Origin of the sequence: Ruegeria sp. HKCCA4812, from assembly GCF_013034245.1 — a bacterium.
In the GTDB taxonomy this organism is placed as follows: domain Bacteria; phylum Pseudomonadota; class Alphaproteobacteria; order Rhodobacterales; family Rhodobacteraceae; genus Ruegeria.
The window spans coordinates 437,933-456,744 of sequence record NZ_WQFQ01000002.1; the positions used below are offsets into that span (position 1 = coordinate 437,933).

13 protein-coding genes are annotated in these 18,812 nt (G+C 56.9%); 5 read left to right on the forward strand and 8 right to left on the reverse strand.

The genetic code is table 11. The features are described 5' to 3' along the window. Nucleotide 1: 1 nt before the first annotated feature. Genes GOW04_RS09475 through GOW04_RS09485 form a run of 3 tightly spaced genes read left to right on the forward strand, consistent with a single transcriptional unit; the run spans nt 2 to nt 2,510 of the window. Nucleotides 2-1,126, forward strand: a complete 1,125-nt coding sequence (locus tag GOW04_RS09475) for a cobalamin-independent methionine synthase II family protein (protein WP_171118384.1) — start codon at nt 2-4, stop codon at nt 1,124-1,126. Then, a complete protein-coding gene (locus GOW04_RS09480) occupies nt 1,123-1,818 on the forward strand; it encodes an alpha/beta fold hydrolase (RefSeq protein ID WP_171232357.1) in 696 nt (231 codons plus the stop codon). The genes GOW04_RS09475 and GOW04_RS09480 overlap by 4 nt, the downstream gene beginning before the upstream one ends. After that, nucleotides 1,815-2,510, forward strand: coding sequence for an RraA family protein (locus GOW04_RS09485; RefSeq protein ID WP_171232358.1), 696 nt, complete (start codon nt 1,815-1,817; stop codon nt 2,508-2,510). The genes GOW04_RS09480 and GOW04_RS09485 overlap by 4 nt, the downstream gene beginning before the upstream one ends. A gap of 280 nt (nt 2,511-2,790) precedes the next feature. Here the strand turns inward: GOW04_RS09485 and GOW04_RS09490 are convergent, their stop codons facing one another. After that, complete coding sequence (locus GOW04_RS09490) at nt 2,791-6,252, reverse strand: indolepyruvate ferredoxin oxidoreductase family protein (protein WP_171232359.1); 3,462 nt, start codon at nt 6,250-6,252, stop codon at nt 2,791-2,793. Between the two features lie 127 nt (nt 6,253-6,379). Between GOW04_RS09490 and GOW04_RS09495 the strand changes: the two genes are divergently transcribed. Continuing rightward, nucleotides 6,380-6,847: an Lrp/AsnC family transcriptional regulator gene (locus GOW04_RS09495; protein ID WP_171232477.1), complete on the forward strand. Its 468-nt coding sequence runs from the start codon at nt 6,380-6,382 to the stop codon at nt 6,845-6,847. A gap of 459 nt (nt 6,848-7,306) precedes the next feature. Here GOW04_RS09495 and GOW04_RS09500 read toward each other — a convergent pair whose 3' ends face one another. The 5 genes from GOW04_RS09500 to GOW04_RS09520 all read right to left on the reverse strand — a co-directional run bounded on the left by GOW04_RS09500 (nt 7,307) and on the right by GOW04_RS09520 (nt 14,591). Beyond that, a complete protein-coding gene (locus tag GOW04_RS09500) occupies nt 7,307-8,971 on the reverse strand; it encodes a Na/Pi cotransporter family protein (RefSeq protein ID WP_171232360.1) in 1,665 nt (554 codons plus the stop codon). A gap of 243 nt (nt 8,972-9,214) precedes the next feature. Further along, nucleotides 9,215-10,567: an aspartate aminotransferase family protein gene (locus GOW04_RS09505; protein ID WP_171232361.1), complete on the reverse strand. Its 1,353-nt coding sequence runs from the start codon at nt 10,565-10,567 to the stop codon at nt 9,215-9,217. Between the two features lie 106 nt (nt 10,568-10,673). Further along, complete coding sequence (gene phnY / locus GOW04_RS09510) at nt 10,674-12,137, reverse strand: phosphonoacetaldehyde dehydrogenase (protein WP_253282465.1); 1,464 nt, start codon at nt 12,135-12,137, stop codon at nt 10,674-10,676. 3 nt (nt 12,138-12,140) lie between these two features. Continuing rightward, the gene (gene phnA / locus GOW04_RS09515) at nt 12,141-13,385 is read right to left on the reverse strand and encodes a phosphonoacetate hydrolase (RefSeq protein ID WP_171232362.1); all 1,245 of its coding nucleotides are present in this window, start codon (nt 13,383-13,385) and stop codon (nt 12,141-12,143) included. An 18-nt stretch (nt 13,386-13,403) separates the two neighbouring features. Continuing rightward, complete coding sequence (locus GOW04_RS09520; protein WP_171232363.1) at nt 13,404-14,591, reverse strand: 2-aminoethylphosphonate--pyruvate transaminase; 1,188 nt, start codon at nt 14,589-14,591, stop codon at nt 13,404-13,406. Between the two features lie 120 nt (nt 14,592-14,711). Here GOW04_RS09520 and GOW04_RS09525 point away from each other — a divergent pair, with 120 nt between their 5' ends. Continuing rightward, nucleotides 14,712-15,602, forward strand: a complete 891-nt coding sequence (locus GOW04_RS09525) for a LysR substrate-binding domain-containing protein (RefSeq protein ID WP_171118368.1) — start codon at nt 14,712-14,714, stop codon at nt 15,600-15,602. A gap of 24 nt (nt 15,603-15,626) precedes the next feature. On the opposite strand, the gene GOW04_RS09530 is transcribed toward GOW04_RS09525, so the two are convergent. Beyond that, nucleotides 15,627-17,648, reverse strand: coding sequence for a putative 2-aminoethylphosphonate ABC transporter permease subunit (locus GOW04_RS09530; protein ID WP_171232364.1), 2,022 nt, complete (start codon nt 17,646-17,648; stop codon nt 15,627-15,629). Continuing rightward, nucleotides 17,645-18,760, reverse strand: coding sequence for a putative 2-aminoethylphosphonate ABC transporter ATP-binding protein (locus GOW04_RS09535; protein WP_371814376.1), 1,116 nt, complete (start codon nt 18,758-18,760; stop codon nt 17,645-17,647). Before GOW04_RS09535 ends, GOW04_RS09530 begins: the two co-directional genes overlap by 4 nt. Between the last annotated feature and the right edge of the window lie 52 nt (nt 18,761-18,812).

Below are 18,812 nucleotides of genomic sequence, written 5' to 3' on the forward strand. Positions count from 1 at the left end.
CATGACCGTAAAAACAACACATGTTGGCTCTCTGCCCCGAACGCAGGACGTCGTGGATTTTATTTTTGCCCGCGAAAACGGCGAACCTTACGACACAGGCGCCTTTGATACCTGCATGGCCAACGCCGTGGCCGAAACGGTGCGCAAACAGGTCGAAGCCGGTGTTGATATCGTCAGCGACGGCGAAACTTCGAAAATCTCCTATGCGACCTATGTCAAAGATCGCTACACCGGGTTTTCGGGCGACAGCCCTCGTAACGCGCCGGCAGACTTGAAGATGTTCCCCGGCTTTCTGCAAAGACTGGCCGATGACGGCGGTACCCCACAATACGCAAGGCCGATGTGCACGGGTGAGGTGCGATCAAAAGGGCAAGGCGAGTTACAAAAGGACATCGCCAACCTAAAGGCGGCCATGGCTCGACACGGGGCCGAGCGCGGCTTCATGAATGCCGCGTCTCCCGGAGTGATCTCGTTGTTTTTGCAGAATGATTTCTACCCTACGCGAGAGGCTTATCTGGCAGCGTTGGCCGACGCGATGAAGGACGAATACGAAACCATCGTCGCCGCCGGGTTGGACCTGCAACTGGATTGCCCCGATCTTGCCCTGTCGCGCCACATGCTGTTCACCGACCTGTCGGATGAGGCGTTCATCAAAATTGCCGACATGCATGTCGAGGCCCTGAACCATGCGCTTCAGAACGTCCCGCAGGATCGGGTACGGGTACATATCTGCTGGGGCAACTACGAAGGCCCGCATTGCTGCGACATCGCCATGGACAAGGTCTTCAGCACCCTGATGGCGACCAAGTCGCGCTATGTCCTGTTCGAAACGTCCAATCCGCGGCATGCCCATGAATGGACTGTTTTCCGGGACCGCAAGGCCGAGATTCCCGATGACAAGGTTCTGGTGCCCGGCGTGGTCGACACCACGACCAATTTCGTCGAACATCCCGAACTTGTGGCCCAACGGATTGACCGGTTCACGGAAATCGTGGGACCGGACCGGGTGATCGCGGGCAGCGATTGCGGCTTTGGCACTTTTGCGGGTTTCGGCGCCGTCGATCCCCAGATCGCCTATGCCAAGCTGGCGGCGTTGTCCGAAGGGGCAAAGCTGGCTTCGGCATGAAACCTCTGATCTTGTTGCCGGGCATGATGTGTGATGCCCGGCTTTTTGGCCCTCAGATCAATGCTCTGTCGGGCAGAATGCCCGTGATGACCTTTCCGTTGTCTCATCACGACAGCATAGAGGCCATGGCCCGGGATATTCTCGGGAATGCGCCGCCGGTCTTCGCGCTGGCCGGGCTGTCCATGGGGGGTATCGTGGCGATGGAGGTCACGCGCCAAGCCCCCGAACGTGTTTCGCGTCTGGCCTTGCTTGACACCAATCCACTGGCGGAAAAGCCAGAGGTAAAAGCGCGTCGTACGCCGCAGATGTCCGTCGTGCGCAACGGTCAGCTGAGGACCGTGATGCGTGACGAGATGAAGCCCGGTTATCTGGCTGACGGACCGAACCGGGGGGCGATCCTGGATCTGTGCATGGCAATGGCCACCGACCTGGGCCCAGACGTTTTCATACGTCAGTCCAAGGCGCTTATGAACCGACCGGACCAAAGCGAGACGCTGACGGCTTATACCGGAAAGGCTCTGGTCTTGTGCGGACGTGAAGACCGGCTTTGCCCAGTTGAACGCCACCGACTTATGCATGACCTGCTGCCACGAAGCGCGCTTGAGATCATCGGCGACGCGGGCCATCTCCCGACATTGGAACAACCTGAAAAAACAACAGCGGCGCTGTCCCGCTGGCTGGAGGACACATGACACCGTCCCTTTTGTCTTTGCTTCGCAAAGTCGATACGCCAACTGTCTGCAATGCCATCGAGGTGGCACAGGGCAGGCGCGGGTTCGACAGGTTCACGCGTGGCACCATGCTAAGCTCGGCCCCCGAAGGGCCTGCCATCGTCGGCTATGCGCGCACCGCAAAAATTGCTGCGGTCAATCCCCCGACCGAGCCGCCCGACGTCATCAAAGTCCGACGTATGGCCTATTACAAGTACATGGCCGAGGCACCCGGCCCTTCAATCGCCGTGATCGAGGATCTGGATTATCCCGATTGCATCGGCGCTTATTGGGGTGAGATCAATACGACGGTTCACAAGGGTTTCGGCATGTCTGGCGCTCTGACCAACGGTGTCATGCGGGATCTCGGGGATTTGCCCTCAGGGTTCCCGATTGTCGCTGGTTCCATCGGACCGAGCCATGGTTTCGTCCACGTCCGCGAGATTGACACTCAAGTTTCGATTTTTGGTCTGACAGTTGACCCCGGTGATCTTGTTCACGCCGATCGTCATGGCGCATTGGTCATACCGAATGATGTCGTTGATCAATTGGAAGCTGCAATCCATAAGCTTTTGGCGACAGAACGTATTGTTCTGGACGCAGCCCGCGAGCCCGCGTTTGATTTCGAAGCATTCGAAACCGCCTGGGCCGCCTTTGAAAAAGCACGGGTCTGATCACAAGGGTCGGAGACAATGAAAGCCGGCTGGGTGAAATGCACTTACAAGCCCCTTGCTCGTCAACCCAGAGCAAGACGGCCTCTGCCAACGCAATGCCCGTGACGAAGGGTTACCCACATCTGTCTGTCCGGTGGCGGCGTCGCGCCGCTGCCGGTGACGCCCGAACGAAAACCGGACCGTTTCAGGCAGCAGTCCATTACACCGGAGTGTACGGGGTTTCAGATCCGTTCAGCCCCGCGTACAATCCGCGTTTCCAGACAGTTTCCCGAAAGAACAATCAAACCTTGTGAGAAGCGGCGCCCTGCGCATCCCTTCGCTGTTCTCCGATCACGTTCAGCATGGCATCTACATCTGTACGTACGGTTTGTGTTGCCGCTTCGCGCACCGGGCCAAAACCGCGGATATCCAGCGGCGCTGACAGGATCTTCAGGCAGGTTTCCGCCTCCAGCTCGGGGCTGGATTTTTCAATGCGATCCAAGACAGCCAGAAACCAGGCCAGGGTTTCGTTTTCAAGCTTGCGGTCCCTTGAAAACCGGAATGGATCAAGCCAGCCGCCGCGAAGCCTGCGTGCACGCGAAAGGAGCCTCAGAACGGGGGTCATCCAACCACCATAGCTTCGCTTGCGCGGTCGCCCGCGTGCATCCTTGCGACCGGTCAGAACCGGTGGCGCGAGGTGGTATTTGATCCGAAAATCCCCTTCGAACTCGGACCGCAATTGTTTCTCGAATTGTTGCGATGTCAGCAACCGAGCAACCTCGTATTCGTCTTTGATTGCCATGAGGCGAAACAGGGATTTTGCCGCAAGAGAAAGCGCTTCCTCGCGTATCTGGTCAGGCAGTGCTGCGGACAGACGGGCCAGGCGATCCCGGTACTGTTGCGCATAAGCGGCATCGTGATAGATCGCCAATTCATCGGACCGGTAATCGATTATCTGCTGCGACGATTCTTGCGATAAGCTCTTTTCCTTCGCATTCAGCATCTGCGGGTTTGCAGCGATCACCCGCCCCAGATCAAAGGCCATTATGTTGGCCTCGATCGCGGTTCCATTGAGCTTGATCGCCTGTTTGATTGCAACCTCACTGATTGGAATGTTCCCCAGCTGCCACGCGACACCAAACAGCAAGGTATTGGCAAAGACCGAATCCCCCAGCAAATCCACGGCCAACTGGTTTGCATCCAACGCGAAGACATTTTCTTCGCCGACGGTCCGGCGTATCAGCGCTTCTCGTTCGTCGACCTTGAGCTGGGCATCGCGGTGCAAAACAAGGTCGCCTGTTGGCATTTCCGCACGGTTCAGTACGACTTTTGTGCCCTTGCGATAGTGAACCGAGGCTTTGGGCGCCGAAGACACGACCACGTCACACCCAATGACGGCGTCGGCGCTTTTGGCCTCAATTCGGACCTGATTGATTTCTTCGGGCGTGCGGGCAATGCGAACATAGCCGACAACCGTACCGAATTTCTGGGCGAACCCGGTAAAATCCAGCACGCTGGCGCCTTTGCCTTCCAAATGCGCCGCCATCGTCAGAACGGCGCCCACCGTTACGACACCGGTGCCGCCGACCCCACCGACCAAAAGATCGTACGGCGCGTGCAGGTCAGGAAGCTGCGGGTCGGGAACCTTGGCAAGAAGCGACGGGATATCCAGTTTCTGCCTGGGTTCCTTTCGCCGCACCGCCCCTTCCACAGTAATGAAACTGGGGCAAAACCCGTTCAGGCAGGAAAAGTCCTTGTTGCAAGAGTTCAGGTTGACCTTTCGCTTGCGGCCCAATGGGGTTTCCAAGGGTTCGATACTCAGACAGTTGCTTTCGACCGAGCAATCGCCGCAACCTTCGCACACCGCGGGGTTGATGAAAGCAAACCGCTTGGGGTCTTCAGTTTTTCCACGCTTGCGGCGACGGCGTTTCTCGGTGGCGCAGGTCTGCTCGTAGATCAAAACCGTCACACCTTGGATGTCACGCAACTCACGCTGCACGGCATCCATCTCTTCCCGGGGGTGAAAGCTCGTTCGTGCCGGAAAATCGCTGGAATCGAATTTTGTTATATCGTCAGAAACCAAAGCGATCCGGTCGACACCTTCTGCGCGACAGGTCTGGGCGATCCCGGAAACGCTGATAGGGCCATCAACAGGCTGCCCCCCCGTCATTGCCACTGCGTCATTGTACAGGATCTTGTAGGTGATGTTCGTACCCGCAGCCACGGCCTGGCGAATGGCAAGCGACCCGGAATGATACCAGGTGCCCTCGCCAAGGTTTTGAAAGATATGTTTGTTGCCATTGAATTTCGAGGCAACAACATGCGGCACACCTTCGCCCCCCATCTGCGCATAACCGACCGTGTTGCGGTTCATCCAACTTGCCATCACGTGACAGCCGATGCCTGACGCAGCCATGCTTCCATCGGGGACTTTGGTGGATGTGTTGTGGGGACAACCCGAGCAAAAATACGGAGCCCTGACCGCACCCGGAACATTCAGAACGGATGGCGGTTCGTCCGTCAGCGCCTTCGCCTTTTCCAAAAATCCCTCTTCCGGGAAAAAACGGTCGAGTCGCTCTGCAACGACCGGAATCAGGTTCAACGGGCTCAACTCTCCGGTCCAGGGAATCAACGGATCACCCGCTGCGCGGTGTTTTCCGACCATCTTTTCGGGTTTGTCCCCCGGCCAGTCATAGAAATATTCCTTGAACTGGCTTTCGATGATCCCGCGTTTTTCCTCGACGACCAGCACTTCTTTTTTGCCACGAACGAAAGACAGTGCATCGCGCCGCGCCAAAGGCCAAACCATCCCGACCTTGTAGATGTCGATGCCCAAACGGCGGCATCCGCTTTCGTCGAGCCCCAGAAGACGCAGCACTTCCATCAGGTCCAGATGGCTTTTGCCCGTTGTGACAATCCCGAACGGGGCATCCTTGATGTCATAGATGCGCCGGTCGATCGGGTTCGCCTCGACAAAAGCCTCGACCGCCCGCAACTTGTGTTCGATCCGCGTCTCGATGGCCGGGCTTGGCAAATCGGCGCTGCGCACGTGCAAGCCGCCCGGCGGCAGATCTATTTCCGGCAAGGTAAATTTACGGTCCGGCTTCAACCGCACGGATTGCCCGCTTTCCACGGTTTCCGAAATCGCCTTGAACCCGACCCAGGTGCCCGAGTATCGGCTCAGCGCGATCCCGTATTCGCCGAACTCCAGGTATTCAGCCACGTTGGCCGGGTTCAGCGTTGGCATGAACCAGGTCATGAAGGCGACGTCGGACTGATGCGGCATTGAAGAAGACACGCAGCCATGATCGTCACCCGCGACAACCAGAACCCCGCCCTTCGGCGACGAGCCATAGGCATTGCCATGGCGCAACGCGTCCCCTGAACGGTCAACTCCGGGGCCCTTCCCGTACCACATCGAAAACACGCCCTCGACCTCACAATCGGGATCCAGCGAGGCCTGCTGGGCACCAAGAACCGCTGTGGCGCCGAGGTCTTCGTTTACGGCCGGCATGAATGTGATCCTGGCCGCCTCGGTTTCCTCTTTCGCTCGCCACAGCTCCAGATCCAAACCACCAAGAGGAGACCCCCGATATCCGGAGATGAACCCGGCCGTGTTGTTTCCTGCTGCTGCGTCCCTGCGGGCCTGGTCCAACATGATGCGCACCAGAGCTTGCGTTCCCGTCAGGAAAACACGACCCTCTGAGGCTTTGTATCGGTCCGACAGGACGTAAGTATCGAATTTCAGGGACTGGTCAGTCATGGATGCCTCGCCTTTTCTGGGTATTTTACCGGAATCTTTTGAGGAATCTGTTCTACTTTCCCGCCATTTCCGGGGATTGCTGAATAATCCTCTCTTCTTTTGTCACGATATGGGGTATTTTTCTCGAATGCTTCTCGACTCACGTGACTGCCAACTTCTCGCGCTGCTTCAAAAGGATTGCCGCATCTCAAATGCTGACCTTGCAGAACGGGTGGGCATGTCATCCTCTGCCTGTTGGCGTCGAGTCCGCGTGTTTGAAGAGGCCGGCCTGATTTCGCAGTACCGTGCTGAATTGTCGCCTGAACACGCCGGGCTTTCGTTTCAGGCCCTGGTGCATGTTCATCTGACCCGGCACAATCCGGAACATCTTGAACGGTTCATTGCAGCGATCGAGAAGCGCCCGGAAGTCATGGAATGCTACGCAACGACCGGGCAGGCAGATTACCACATGCGGGTGATCTGCAAGGATATCGGGGCTTACAACGTTTTTCTTGAAGAATTCCTGTTTCGCCTGCCGGCGGTGGAAAGCGCACAAACAAATGTCGTTCTGCGCGAAATCAAACGCAGCAACGCCCTGCCCATTCCTGCCTGTTGAGATCGGTTCCCCGGGTTGGACTTGCCGTCCGGTATCGGCTTTGTTGCAAAGCTTTGAACGCACCAAGCAAAAGTTCCACTCGAACATGTTCCCAAGCTACGATTTGGCCCGCCAAACTCCACGGAATTGATGTTCATAGAATTTTTCAAGGATCAGGTCTGGGAACGCCCCAAAAACCGTCGCGCAATTCAGCTTCAAGGCAGGTAAAACGTGGTTGCCTTTTCGACCGCGACCTTTTGGATTCCGCCTTCTGCGCCGCGCTCTGGGCTGAAGCTTCCATCGACGCCGAACAGCCGCAAAACCGAATTTCGAAACTGAAGCCATTTTGTTGCTTCGCGTTTCGATCTTCCTGTTTTCTTTTCCCGTGCTTGCATCGAGTCCGGCTCCTGTTCGCTGCCGTCATCAGAAGTGTAGCATCATTCCTTTGCTTTTTCAGATTTTTATCAGAGAACCATCCGACTATTTCGCAATTTCGTCGATCAGCCGCGTCTCGAGAAGCTGGCCATTCTGGTACAGCACCGGGTAAGCAATAGATGCGATATGGCTGTTGAACTCCCGGAACGCCCGCAACGTCTCAAGATGAATATCACTGGTTTCGAAGCTTTCCCGTGACCCGTGCTGCAATCGGCGCAGATGTCGTTTTCGGCTTTCACGTTCCACCCGTTTGATTTCGGTCTTCTCAAGGCTCAGCAGGCGCGCGCTTTCCAGATCGTCTGAAATAAGCACGTTTGATGCCAGCTTCATGTTGGCCAGAATACCCTCGTGCATCTGAACAAGTTCCGACCAGCCTTCCTGCGAGAAGCTCGAGCCTTTGGCTCGCATTTCACCCGCCAACACGGTCAAGCGCTTGGCTACGACATCACCGGCCGTCTCCAGCCGGATTGCGAATTCCATCAAGTCGCGTGCGGATTTTTCGTCCTTTTTATCATATACATCCGGCGGAATCGCCGAAACGAATGCCCTGATCCCGGACAGGCAATTGTTCACGTCCTCGTCGATGGCTTGTACCGCTCGAATCTGTTGTTTGTCGCCACTGCGATACAATTCCAGGCAAGGCCGGAACATGGTTTCGACAAGGTCGCTCATCCGCAGCAGCTCACGCTTGAGGCTTGGCAGGGCCTGACTGGGATTTGCCACGTTTCCTATGTCCAATGCGCTGGCCGGTCGTGCCGGTTGCGGAACCAGTTCCTTCTTCTGATCCGGCAAAAACCTTTCGAACAGAACTTTCAATCTCCCGCAAAATGGCAAGGCCAGAAGCAGCAGCGACAGGTTGAACAAAACATGCACATTGACCAGCATCTGCCCGCCTTGCGGGTCTCCTAACAACCCGGTCCGCAAAGCCATGTTGGCGGCAAACAAACTCACCAAAGCCCAACTGCCACGCAATGCCAGGTTGGCATATGGAATGCGCCGGGCCTGGACTGGCATGGCACGGGTGAGCCAGACCGGAATGAAGGCAGAGCCGAAATTCGCGCCAAACACCAAAGACATCCCGGCGGCGAACGGGATCGCTCCGATCTGCACAAGGGTGACACACATGAGGATGGCCGCCACCGAAGAATGCATGATGAAAGCCAAGGCGCCCCCGACCAGAAACGCGGTGATATAGTCGCGCGCCAGATAATCCGCCACCGCGGGCAGAAACGCGCTGTCCCGAATGGGATCCATCGCCTCGCGAAGGAACCGAAGCGAGATCAGGATAAAGGCCACGCCCATCAGGATGCGCCCCATTTGCCGGGTTTTTTTGGCGTCGGTCTTTACGAACAGATACCCCCCAACCGCCAACAGCATCGGAACAAGCCAGTCCAGCCGGAACGAAAGAATCTGGATGATCAGCGCCGACCCCAGATCGCCGCCAAGTACAATCGCAAGGCCGGCAGGAAAACTGAGCATTCCACTGGCCGCAAACCCCGAGGTCAACAGAGCAACGGCCGCCGAGCTTTGCAGCACGACCGCCATCGTCAACCCAACCACCGAGGCCTGAAGGTAGCTGCGTTGTTGGGTCATTACCCGCTGGAACGACGCCCCATAGCTGCGCTCGATCCCGGTTCGCACCATACGAACCGCGTAAAGCAGCAGCATCGTCGCCCCGGCAAGGCTGATAAGGAAGCTGACAATTGCCATACTCTACCCCGTTATTCTTTTTGGCCCAGCTTGTCGCGGCGCATTGTATTATTCATGTTACCGGCCGCGATTGGGAAGGGATACATCCCATTTTTGGCCTACAAGGCGTAAACTCCTGTGAGCTTCACCGCAAGCACTTGACCGCGCTTTGGCGGAACATCCGTCACCTATGAACTTGGCCAAGGGCGCCCGGAAGGACGCGGCCCCTGATCCTCTATTGTGACACGAGATCGGTAAGGGGCGTCAACTCTCGGCCTTGATTGCAGCAATTACGATGTCGATTGCGCGGTCCAACTCCAAACGCGAGATGGTCAGCGGCGGTGACAATGTCAGAACGCACCCCTGACTGATCTTATAGCTCAGACCGGCCTCGAGGCAGGTATAGTAGATCCGTTCGGCGCACGCGTTTCCCGGTGTTTTGTCGGCGCGATCATCCACGATTTCGATCCCGAACATCAGGCCCCGTCCCCGGATGTCACCGACAATCGGAACGTTCTGAAGTTCATCCATCAAGCGACCAATGGCATGTTCACCCAATTCGGCTGACCGGCGAACCAGGCCTTCGTCTTCGATGATCTGGATCGTCGTCAAAGCGGCCCGGGCGGTGACCGGGTTCTTTTCGTGCGTGTAATGCCCGATGGCAAAATCTCCGCAGACATCCAGCTGTTTGCGGGCGACACAGGCGGCAATAGGCAGGATGCCGCCGCCAAGCGCCTTCCCAAGTGTCACGATGTCCGGGATGATCTCGTCATGTTCAAAGGCGAACATCCTGCCCGTCTTGCCAAGACCCGTCGGGATTTCATCCATGATCAACAGCGCCCCGTGACGGTTGCATGCCTCGCGCACCGTCTTCCAGAACCCCGGCGGAGGGACATAGGGCACGGCGCGCATCGGTTCCGCAATGACCGCCGCCACATCTCCTTCGCGCTCGAGGACATATTCCACCATTTTCGCACAGGCCAGCCCGCAGGTTTCGGGGCCCGCATGATTGTACGGGCATCGATAGCAGGTAAAGGGGGCGACATGTTCGGTACCGGACAAAAGAGGCCCCGCAATGTGACTGCGAAAGGTCGCCTCTCCGCCGACACTTGCAGCGCCGAACCCCGCGCCATGGAAAGCATCCCAGAAGCTGATCGTTTTGAACCGACCTGTAGCGGCGCGCGCGATCCTGAGGGCAACCTCGTTGGCGTCAGAGCCGCCGGTGGTAAAGAGCATTTTGCCCAGATCACCAGGCACGATCTCTGCCAGTTTTTCAGCCAGCTCCACCGCCGGATCATTGGTGAAGCGGCGGGGCGCGAAAGGCAGATCGTCAAGCTGTGCCTTTATGGCGGCTACCAAGCGGGGATGGCCATACCCGATGTGGTGCACCGAGTTGCCGTGGAAATCCATGTACCGGCGGCCCTCGATATCTTCGATCCAGAGCCCTTCGGCCTTTGCAATGGTGCTGACGCAGGGTGAGGACAGAGATTGATGCAGGAACACGTTCGCATCGCGTTTGAGCAATGGCGATGATTTCGGCCCCATCGATTTTTGCAGCCACGCCTTGCGCGCCTCAGACGTGTTTGATTCCCCTTCAGTGTGGACAATTTGTGGCATCGCCGCTCCTCTTTGCCGTCATCAAAAGATACAGACCCCGCAAGGCCCGCCAGTACCAGGGAGGAACTGTGTTGCCCTTTCCGCAAAAGGGGTAAGGGCAACAGACTCAGTTAGGCCACGGCAGCGAATAGGTTTTGACGTTGGTGAAAAACTTCATCGCTTCGATGACGCCTTCCTTCACCCCGTTTCCACTGTCCTTGATGCCGCCAAAGGGCGACATTTCAATGCGGTAACCCGGCTGTTCCCAGATGTTGCAGGTGCCGACGTTCAACCCGTTGATGAAGGCAATCGCCCGGTTCAGATCGTTTGTGCAGACACCCGAAGACAGGCCGAACTCGGTTCCGTTTGAAATTGCCATCACCTCTTCGTCGTTGTCCGGCACGCGAACGATCGGCACGATGGGTCCAAAGGTTTCCTCCATCACCAATTCGCTGTCATGGGGCACCTTGTCGACCACGATAGGCGGCAGCAGCGCACCCTGGCGACCGGGGTGGTACAGAATTTCAGCACCTTCTTTTTCCGCCTGAAAAACGCGGTTTTCAAAAACCTCGGCGGCCTTGTCATGGATCACGCATCCAAGTTCGGTTTCCGGGTCTTGAGGATCGCCGAACTTGATCTTCCTGGCCTTCTCAAGAACCAGCGGCACGAATGTATCGGCCACGCTTTCCTGCACGAGAATGCGCTTGACCGCCGTGCAACGCTGGCCGGAATTTCCGGTAGCCCCCGCCACCGCAATGGCTGCCGCCTTGTCTAGATCGGCCTCACTCAGGTCATTCAGTACGATCAGAGGGTCGTTGCCGCCAAGTTCCAGCGCCTGACGCTTGTAGACACCTTTTTCGGCAATCATCTTGCCCACGGGCACACCGCCGGTGAAGGTGATGATATCGATGTGTTCATTGGTGATCATCTCGTCGCCAATGTCGGCGGGCCAACCTGTCACGACCTGGAACATCTCGGGCGGCAAGCCGGCCTCATAAAGAATGTCAGCCAGTGTCAATGCGGTCAGCGGCGTCAGTTCAGTCGGCTTGCAAACCATGCAATTGTTGGTGGCAATCGACGGCGCGATCTTGTGGCTGACCATGTTCAGCGGGTGATTGAACGGCGTGATCGCACTGATTGCTTTCACCGGCTCTCGGGTGGTGAAAATCTTGCGGGCCTTGCCGTTGTGGGTCAGGTCGCAGGAAAAGATCTCACCATCATCCTTCAGTGCCTCGGCCGCCGCGAATTGATACACGTCCTGCGCGCGCTTGGTTTCGTAGATCGCATGCTGGTGACAGATCCCCAACTCCAGCGTCAGCCATTTCGCAAGATAGTCGCGCTTTTCGCCGATCAACTCGCCTGCCCGTTGCAGGATCTGGCTGCGCTCGTATCGGGTCAGCTTGGGTTTGTAATTCGCCGCAATCTCGAACGCCCGGCGCGCATGTTCGGCTGTACCGGCTGGTACGTGGCCCACAACTTCGTTGGTGTACGGGTAGAGAACGGGAACGGTGTCGTCGGTAAAGACAATCTCGCCACCGATCCGCATTCCCTCGTTGCGTACTTCGATTTTCGACATGGTCTGATCTTTCATAGCTTACTGTGCCGCCGCTGTTGTTGCGTAGAAGAAGGCATCGAAATTGCGCAGCACCGGTTGGTTCGGCAGGTCGATGACGCGGTTCACGATGAAGGGAACTTCCTGCTCGGTCAAACCGCCATGGCTGCGCAACGGTTCTTTGAGCGCTGCCAGATCATGGCGATGCGCGGACGTGCCGATGCAGATGTTTTCGCCGGAAACCATCACGATGTCGCCAATGCGGTCGCCTGGCAATTCGAATTGCTCGATCGCCTCGGCCTTGGTCAGCACATGGGTGATGCCGCTGGTCGCCTTGAGCTTGCTGATTATGTCGTCCCGGTCTGCTCCGTCAGGCAAATAGGCGGTTGCAAAAGACCCCAACGCACCATGATGCACAACGTATGGGTCGGTAATCGGAAGAATGACCCGCGCCGCATCCTTGCCCAGCCATTCGTCCATCAGGTCCTGCACGTACACAACCGAGGGGGATCCATCCGCCAAATGCTTGGGCTTCATGCCGTGATCCGCGGTCACCACGATGGCCGCACCCAATTCATCCAGTTCGCCCAGATACCGGTCAAACATAGCATAGAAATCGAGTGCGCCTTTTTGATCGGGTGCAAACTTGTGCTGGATATAGTCTGTGGTCGACAAATACATCACGTCGGGCTTGAACTCTTTCAGCAGCTTGACGCCAGCGGCAAAGACAAATTCGGAAAGCTCTGCCGAATAGACCTCGGGGACGTCCATGCCCAGCCATTTGCTGGCGTTGTCGATGCCGTGTTCCGCCAGCGTCGTTTCACCCGACCGTTCGGAAGAAAACGCAACCGCCCTGCCCTCGTCAAATTTCAGCCCGGCCCCCAACAGTGCGCGCAGCTTGTCCTTGGCGGTTACCATCGCCACGCGGAAACCCGCGTCGTAGAATTGGGAAAAAATGGTCGGCGCACGCAGGAAGCGGACATCATTCATCATCACTTCCTCGCCGCTGTCAGGGTCGATGAGGTAGTTGCCGCAGATGCCATGCACGATCGGAGGGCGCCCGGTGGCAATCGAAAGATTGTTGGGGTTGGTGAAGGACGGGATAACGGAATGGGCCAGTCGGTCCGTACCCTCTTCGCGTATCCGCTTGAGATTGGGCATCAGCCCTTTCGCAATCGCGACATCAAGGTATTCGGGCTCGCATCCATCAAGGCAGATGGCAATGGCAGGCACCTTCGGCGTCGGATAGACGCGCTCATTTGCTTCGACAGGGGTTTGAATGGTCATCTGTATTTTCCTTGATGTTTAAGCGGCCAGCTTGGCGCGTTCTTCCAGTGCCCGAAGAGGAGGAGCGGCGTTTGTCACGCCCATTTCTTCCAGGGATTCCTTTGCTGCGCGCACGACATTGCGCATGACGTCTTCGTCCATCTGACCGATGCATCCGACGCGGAAACTGTCGACGACGGTCAGCTTGCCCGGGTAGATGATGAACCCTTTGTCCTTCATCAGGTTGTAGAACCGATCGAATACGAATTTCTCATCGGCGGGGCAGAAGAACGTGACGATGATCGGGCTGAGCCAACGATTGTCCAGCAGCGTTTCGAAACCCAGTTCACGCATGCCTGCAACCATGACGTCCCGGTTGCGGGTGTAACGTGCGCCGCGGCCGGCAACGCCGCCTTCAGCGGTATGCGCCCGAAGCGCTTCGATGAAGGCGGCGACCACGTGCGTCGGCGGGGTAAAGCGCCACTGACCGGTCTTGTTCATGTGCGCCCATTGGGCGTGCACATCCAGAGACAGGGAATGACTGTTACCCTTTGCGGCTTCCAGCTCGTTCTTGCGCGCCACGATGAAGCCAAATCCGGGAACGCCCTCGATGCACTTGTTGGCCGAAGACACCATGGCTTCATATCGAATATCCGAGGGCCTGAGCTCGATCGCGCCAAAGGCAGACATCGAGTCGATCAACAGCTTGCGTCCGGCTGCATATGTGGCCTCGGATATTTCCTCGACGGGGTTCAAGATACCCGAGCTGGTTTCGCAGTGAATGGCAACAACATGCGTGATGGCCGGATCATCCGCGAGAATGCGCGCAACCTCGTCGCCCCGTGGCGGCAGGTAATCGCCCTTGTCCAGCACGATATGGTCCCGGCCCAGATACTGTAGCGTCTGCGCAGAACGTTGCCCATAGGCGCCATTGGCCAGTACCAGCGCCTTTCCTTCCGGCGGAATAAAAGACGCCAGCATTGCTTCGACCGAGAAGGAGCCGCTGCCTTGCATTGGCACGCAATCGAAGGCGTCGGCGCCGTCACCAAGCAGGCCCAGCAGGCTTGACCGCAGCTCTCTTGTCATGGCGCGAAAGTCGTCGTCCCAGCTGCCCCAGTCCTTCAGCATGGCCTCTTTCACGGCATAGGACGTTGTCAAAGGACCGGGTGTCAAAAGGTATGGTTCGCCGAGGCGCGGTTGCTCGATTTTTGGATGGGATGGCGTCATTACCGGGCTCCAGAACAGCGTTTTCACAAACACCATTGCAGCAACGGTTGCTATATGTGAAATTGCAAATATCAATCTAATTATAAGTGCAGCCTATGCACAAATCATTGGGGACCGGTGATGCGGCACAGCCAGCTCAAAGCCTTTCATTACGTGGCCAAACATGGCGGGTTTTCCCGCGCGGCCGAGGCGCTTTTTCTGACGCAGCCGGCGATTTCCGAACAGGTTCGAAAGCTGGAACAGGATCACGATCTGTTGTTGTTTCAGCGCGAACGAAAACGCGTGAACCTCACCCCCGAAGGCGAACAGCTTTACCGGTTCACAAAGCAGTATTTTGAGATCGAAGATCAGATCGAGGACTACCTTTCGGAAACCAAGGCCGCAATCGACGGGGAATTGCGGATCATCGCCGATTCAGCGCATCACATGACGTCTTTCCTGGGGTCGTTTCAAAAGAAGTACCCCAAAATCACCATCACCGTGCGGTCCGGAAACACCGAAGAAATTCTGGAAGAACTTCGGTCGTACAACGCCGAGATCGGTGTTGTCGGCAGCCTGTCCCCCGGCAAGGACATGGATGTGTTGAACCTGGGGTCCACTGAAATCGTGGCCTTTGCCGCCCAAGGCGTGCTTTTGGCATCCAAACCTTCGCTTTCTTTGGAAGAACTGGCCGATCTGCCGCTGGTATTCAGAGAGCACGGGTCAAAAACACGTCAGAAACTGGAAGAAGAAGCCGAAAGGCGCGGTATCACGTTGAATCCTGCAATCGTTGCGGAAGGGCGCGAGGCCGTTCGCGAGCTTGTGGCCTCGGGCGCAGGCATCGGATTTGTCTCTCAGGCAGAGTATGGGCATGATGATCGGTTGCGACAAATCAAGCTCAAGGACGTGAAGTTGCAAATGGGTGAAAGCATGATTTCGCTGTCGCAACGGCGCAACGTAAAGATCATCCGAGCCTTCATGGACTTCGCCCAGCGCGCGCTGGAAGAAAAAAGCCCCCCCGCCGATACCTGATCGGCGGGGGCAGCGTTCCTTTGACTACCGGCTTCGCCAAGCCTGAGTGCGCTTCAGAATGCCTTTTGAAGCAATCAGGTGAACGATCCGGGCAGCCGCGTTGGTGTAAAAGATCATCATGCCCATCGCCGCCGCAGGCGCGATATCCCCGGCATCATCCATGTTCAGCACCGCGATGGACGCAAGCGTCGTTTTGGGAGAGTAAAGAAATACCACTGCCGACACGGTCGTCATCGCGTTAACGAACAGATAGATCGAGATGTCCAACACCGCCGGCAGACAAACCGGAACCGTTACCCGTGCGAACAGCTTCATTGTCGGCTGTTTGAGCGAGGCAGACACCGACTCAAATTCTCTGTCCATTTGCTTGAGCGCGGTGACGGCCGTCAGGTGCGATACGGTGTAGAAATGCGTCACAGTGCAAATCACCAAAATCGCCATCGTGCCGTAAATCCCGTTCAGCGGATTGGACGGGTTGTTGAAGAAGAAGATGTAAGACAGCCCCAATACCATGCCTGGGATCGCCATGGGCAGCATCGCGAACATCTGGAAAATCGACCGGCCGGTTCTGAACCCGTTTGATTTTTCCACCAGATAGGCCCCGAAGAACACAACCGTCGTGCCGATGACTGCCGTCAGCAACGCCAGTTTGATCGAGTTGAAATACGACCCCCAGCCGCCGCCGTCCATTCTGTTGAACTGATAGTTCTTGAGGCTCAGACTCAGGTCGTACGGCCAGAACTTGATCAGCGCCGCAAACTGACACACAGCCAGAAGACCCACGATGAACAGGCCGATCAGGCTGCAATAGATCAGGAATATGCGGTCAGCTTTCGGGTTTGGCGTCGCCTGATATGGCACGGAACGCGCCGAAAGCAGCGCAACCTGCTTGGACTGAACCATCCGGTCGATGGCAAAAGCCAGAATGGCCGGGATGACCAGAACCACAGATACCACGGCGCCCATTTCAAAATTCTGCTGGCCGATCACCTGTTTGTAGATATCCACCGCAAGCACGTTGAATTGACCACCGATGACCTTCGGCAATCCGAAATCAGTGATCACCAGGTTGAACACGACAAAGGCCGCCGAGATCAGGCCATAGCGGGCCCCGGGGATGGTCACGGTCCAGAAGGTCCGCCATGGCGTCGACCGCAAGCTGGCCGCAGCTTCATACAGGCGCGCGTCAGATATCGCGAGCGCGGTCGATATGATCAGAAACGCGTGCGGAAAGGTAAAGAAAACCGATCCGATCACGATGCCTATGGGGCCGTAGATGCTGGCACCGAACAGCAACTCCTTGATCATGCCCTGATTGCCGAACAAGTAGACCAACGCGATGCCCGGCAAAAGCGACGGAACCAGGATCGGTGCCATCGCAATGAGGCGAAAAACACCCTTGAACCGCATGCAGCTTCGGTTCAGCGCATAGGCGAACCAAAACGCCAGTGTCACCGTCACAATGGTGCTTACAACCGAGATCCAAAGCGAGTTCTTGATCGAATTGAACAATGCCGGTGTCGAGAAGTAGTTGATGAAATTGTCCAGCCCTCGCGACTGGACCGGCCGCATTTGCACCCGGCGGAACGTGTTGGAATCAAGCTCGACCCAATCGGTGCCTTCATTCAATGTCGATCCGACCAGAAAGCGCCCGGTATCCGTCGTATTGCGGACCTTGTACATCACCGGGCTGCGAAAGCTGAATTCAGGAAAGAAACCGGTCACCGGCAAGCGCCCGTCGGAACCCGTCACCAGATCAGAGTCGGAATAGACCCCCAATTGCCTGTTCAACTCGTCCGCCGACAGGATCGTTCCATCAAAGACGCCTACGTCGTCACTTACCTGAAACTCGTACTGGGACAGCTCGACCCGATAGGTCGAAAACGACTTGGACAGCATCGTGTAAAGCGGCAACGCCAATGTCACGACCAGATACAGCGCGATCACCATCATGCTGCCGCGCATCAGGATATCATCACGGCTGAGCTTGGGCTTGATGTCCGGCCCGACAGGCAGGCTGTCCTGATTGGTAGAAACCGAGCTCATGCCTTGGCCTCCGGCACTTCAAACGCCATAAGGCGGTTCTCGGGAAGCTCAATCACCACTCTGCGCCCCTCTTCCAGTTCCAGACGACGCACAGCGTTGATCGAGAAATCTGCGATCAGTTCCGATGATCCGAACTTCTCGTTGTTCAAGCGGCAGCGCCAGAACGAACCCAGGAACTCCATCTCATCCAGCGTCACCTCTATGCAGTTCCGATTGCCGCCCGTGTCGAGATAACCAGCTTCATGAGGGATGATGTCTTCGGGTCGAATGGCCGCGATGATCGGGGTTCCATCGTTGAACTTGTGGCTGAGGCAGGCAAAGGTCTTTTCCCCGACGCTCAAACGTCCGCCTTTGGTGACCTGTGACCGGATCTGGTTCATTTCACCGATAAAGTCGGCAACGAACAGATTGGCCGGTTCCCGGTAGATTTCGGTAGGAGGCCCCACCTGTTCGATCACACCATGGTTCATGACCACGATCCGGTCTGCCATGGCCAGCGCTTCTTCCTGATCGTGGGTCACCATCACGGTGGTCACACCCAGCTTGCGCTGCAACTCCTTGATCTCGTGCCGCAGATGAACACGCACTTTGGCGTCCAGCGCCGACAAGGGTTCGTCCAGCAGCAAAAGTCCGGGGTTGGTCGCGATGGCACGCGCCAGCGCAATCCGTTGCTGCTGACCACCTGACAATTGCGCCGGATATTTCTTGCCCTGATCCGGCAGACCAACGAGGGTCAAGAGTTCGTTTACGCGAACAGCGATATCCGATTTGCTGCGTCCGGTGTTTTCAAGGCCAAAAGCGATGTTCTTTTCAATCGTCAGATTTGGGAACAACGCATAGGACTGAAACACGATCCCGAAATCACGCTCGGACGGGGGCAGATTGGACACGTCCTTGCCATCCTGCATGACCGTACCCTTGGTCTGCAAATCCAATCCGGCGATTGCCCGCAAAAGAGTGGTCTTGCCGCACCCGGACGGGCCGAGGAAACAGACAAACTCGCCCTCGTTGATTTCCAAAGAGATGTCCTTGAGCGCCAGAAAGTTTCCGAACGCTTTCCACAAATTTTGGATGCTGAGATACAGTTCACCGGGTGGTGTTTTCTGAAGCACGGGAGAAGTCCTCACATCTGCACCTCGGGCGCGGCCGGTCCTGGCCGGTTGA

Excerpts from the sequence above, each read along its gene's own strand:
- GOW04_RS09475 (WP_171118384.1), top strand. The coding sequence starts at position 2 with ATGACCGTAAAAACAACACATGTTGGCTCTCTGCCCCGAACGCAGGAC.
- GOW04_RS09480 (WP_171232357.1), top strand. The coding sequence starts at position 1,123 with ATGAAACCTCTGATCTTGTTGCCGGGCATGATGTGTGATGCCCGGCTT.
- GOW04_RS09485 (WP_171232358.1), top strand. The coding sequence starts at position 1,815 with ATGACACCGTCCCTTTTGTCTTTGCTTCGCAAAGTCGATACGCCAACT.
- GOW04_RS09490 (WP_171232359.1), bottom strand. The coding sequence starts at position 6,252 with ATGACTGACCAGTCCCTGAAATTCGATACTTACGTCCTGTCGGACCGA.
- GOW04_RS09495 (WP_171232477.1), top strand. The coding sequence starts at position 6,380 with ATGCTTCTCGACTCACGTGACTGCCAACTTCTCGCGCTGCTTCAAAAG.
- GOW04_RS09500 (WP_171232360.1), bottom strand. The coding sequence starts at position 8,971 with ATGGCAATTGTCAGCTTCCTTATCAGCCTTGCCGGGGCGACGATGCTG.
- GOW04_RS09505 (WP_171232361.1), bottom strand. The coding sequence starts at position 10,567 with ATGCCACAAATTGTCCACACTGAAGGGGAATCAAACACGTCTGAGGCG.
- phnY (WP_253282465.1), bottom strand. The coding sequence starts at position 12,137 with ATGAAAGATCAGACCATGTCGAAAATCGAAGTACGCAACGAGGGAATG.
- phnA (WP_171232362.1), bottom strand. The coding sequence starts at position 13,385 with ATGACCATTCAAACCCCTGTCGAAGCAAATGAGCGCGTCTATCCGACG.
- GOW04_RS09520 (WP_171232363.1), bottom strand. The coding sequence starts at position 14,591 with ATGACGCCATCCCATCCAAAAATCGAGCAACCGCGCCTCGGCGAACCA.
- GOW04_RS09525 (WP_171118368.1), top strand. The coding sequence starts at position 14,712 with ATGCGGCACAGCCAGCTCAAAGCCTTTCATTACGTGGCCAAACATGGC.
- GOW04_RS09530 (WP_171232364.1), bottom strand. The coding sequence starts at position 17,648 with ATGAGCTCGGTTTCTACCAATCAGGACAGCCTGCCTGTCGGGCCGGAC.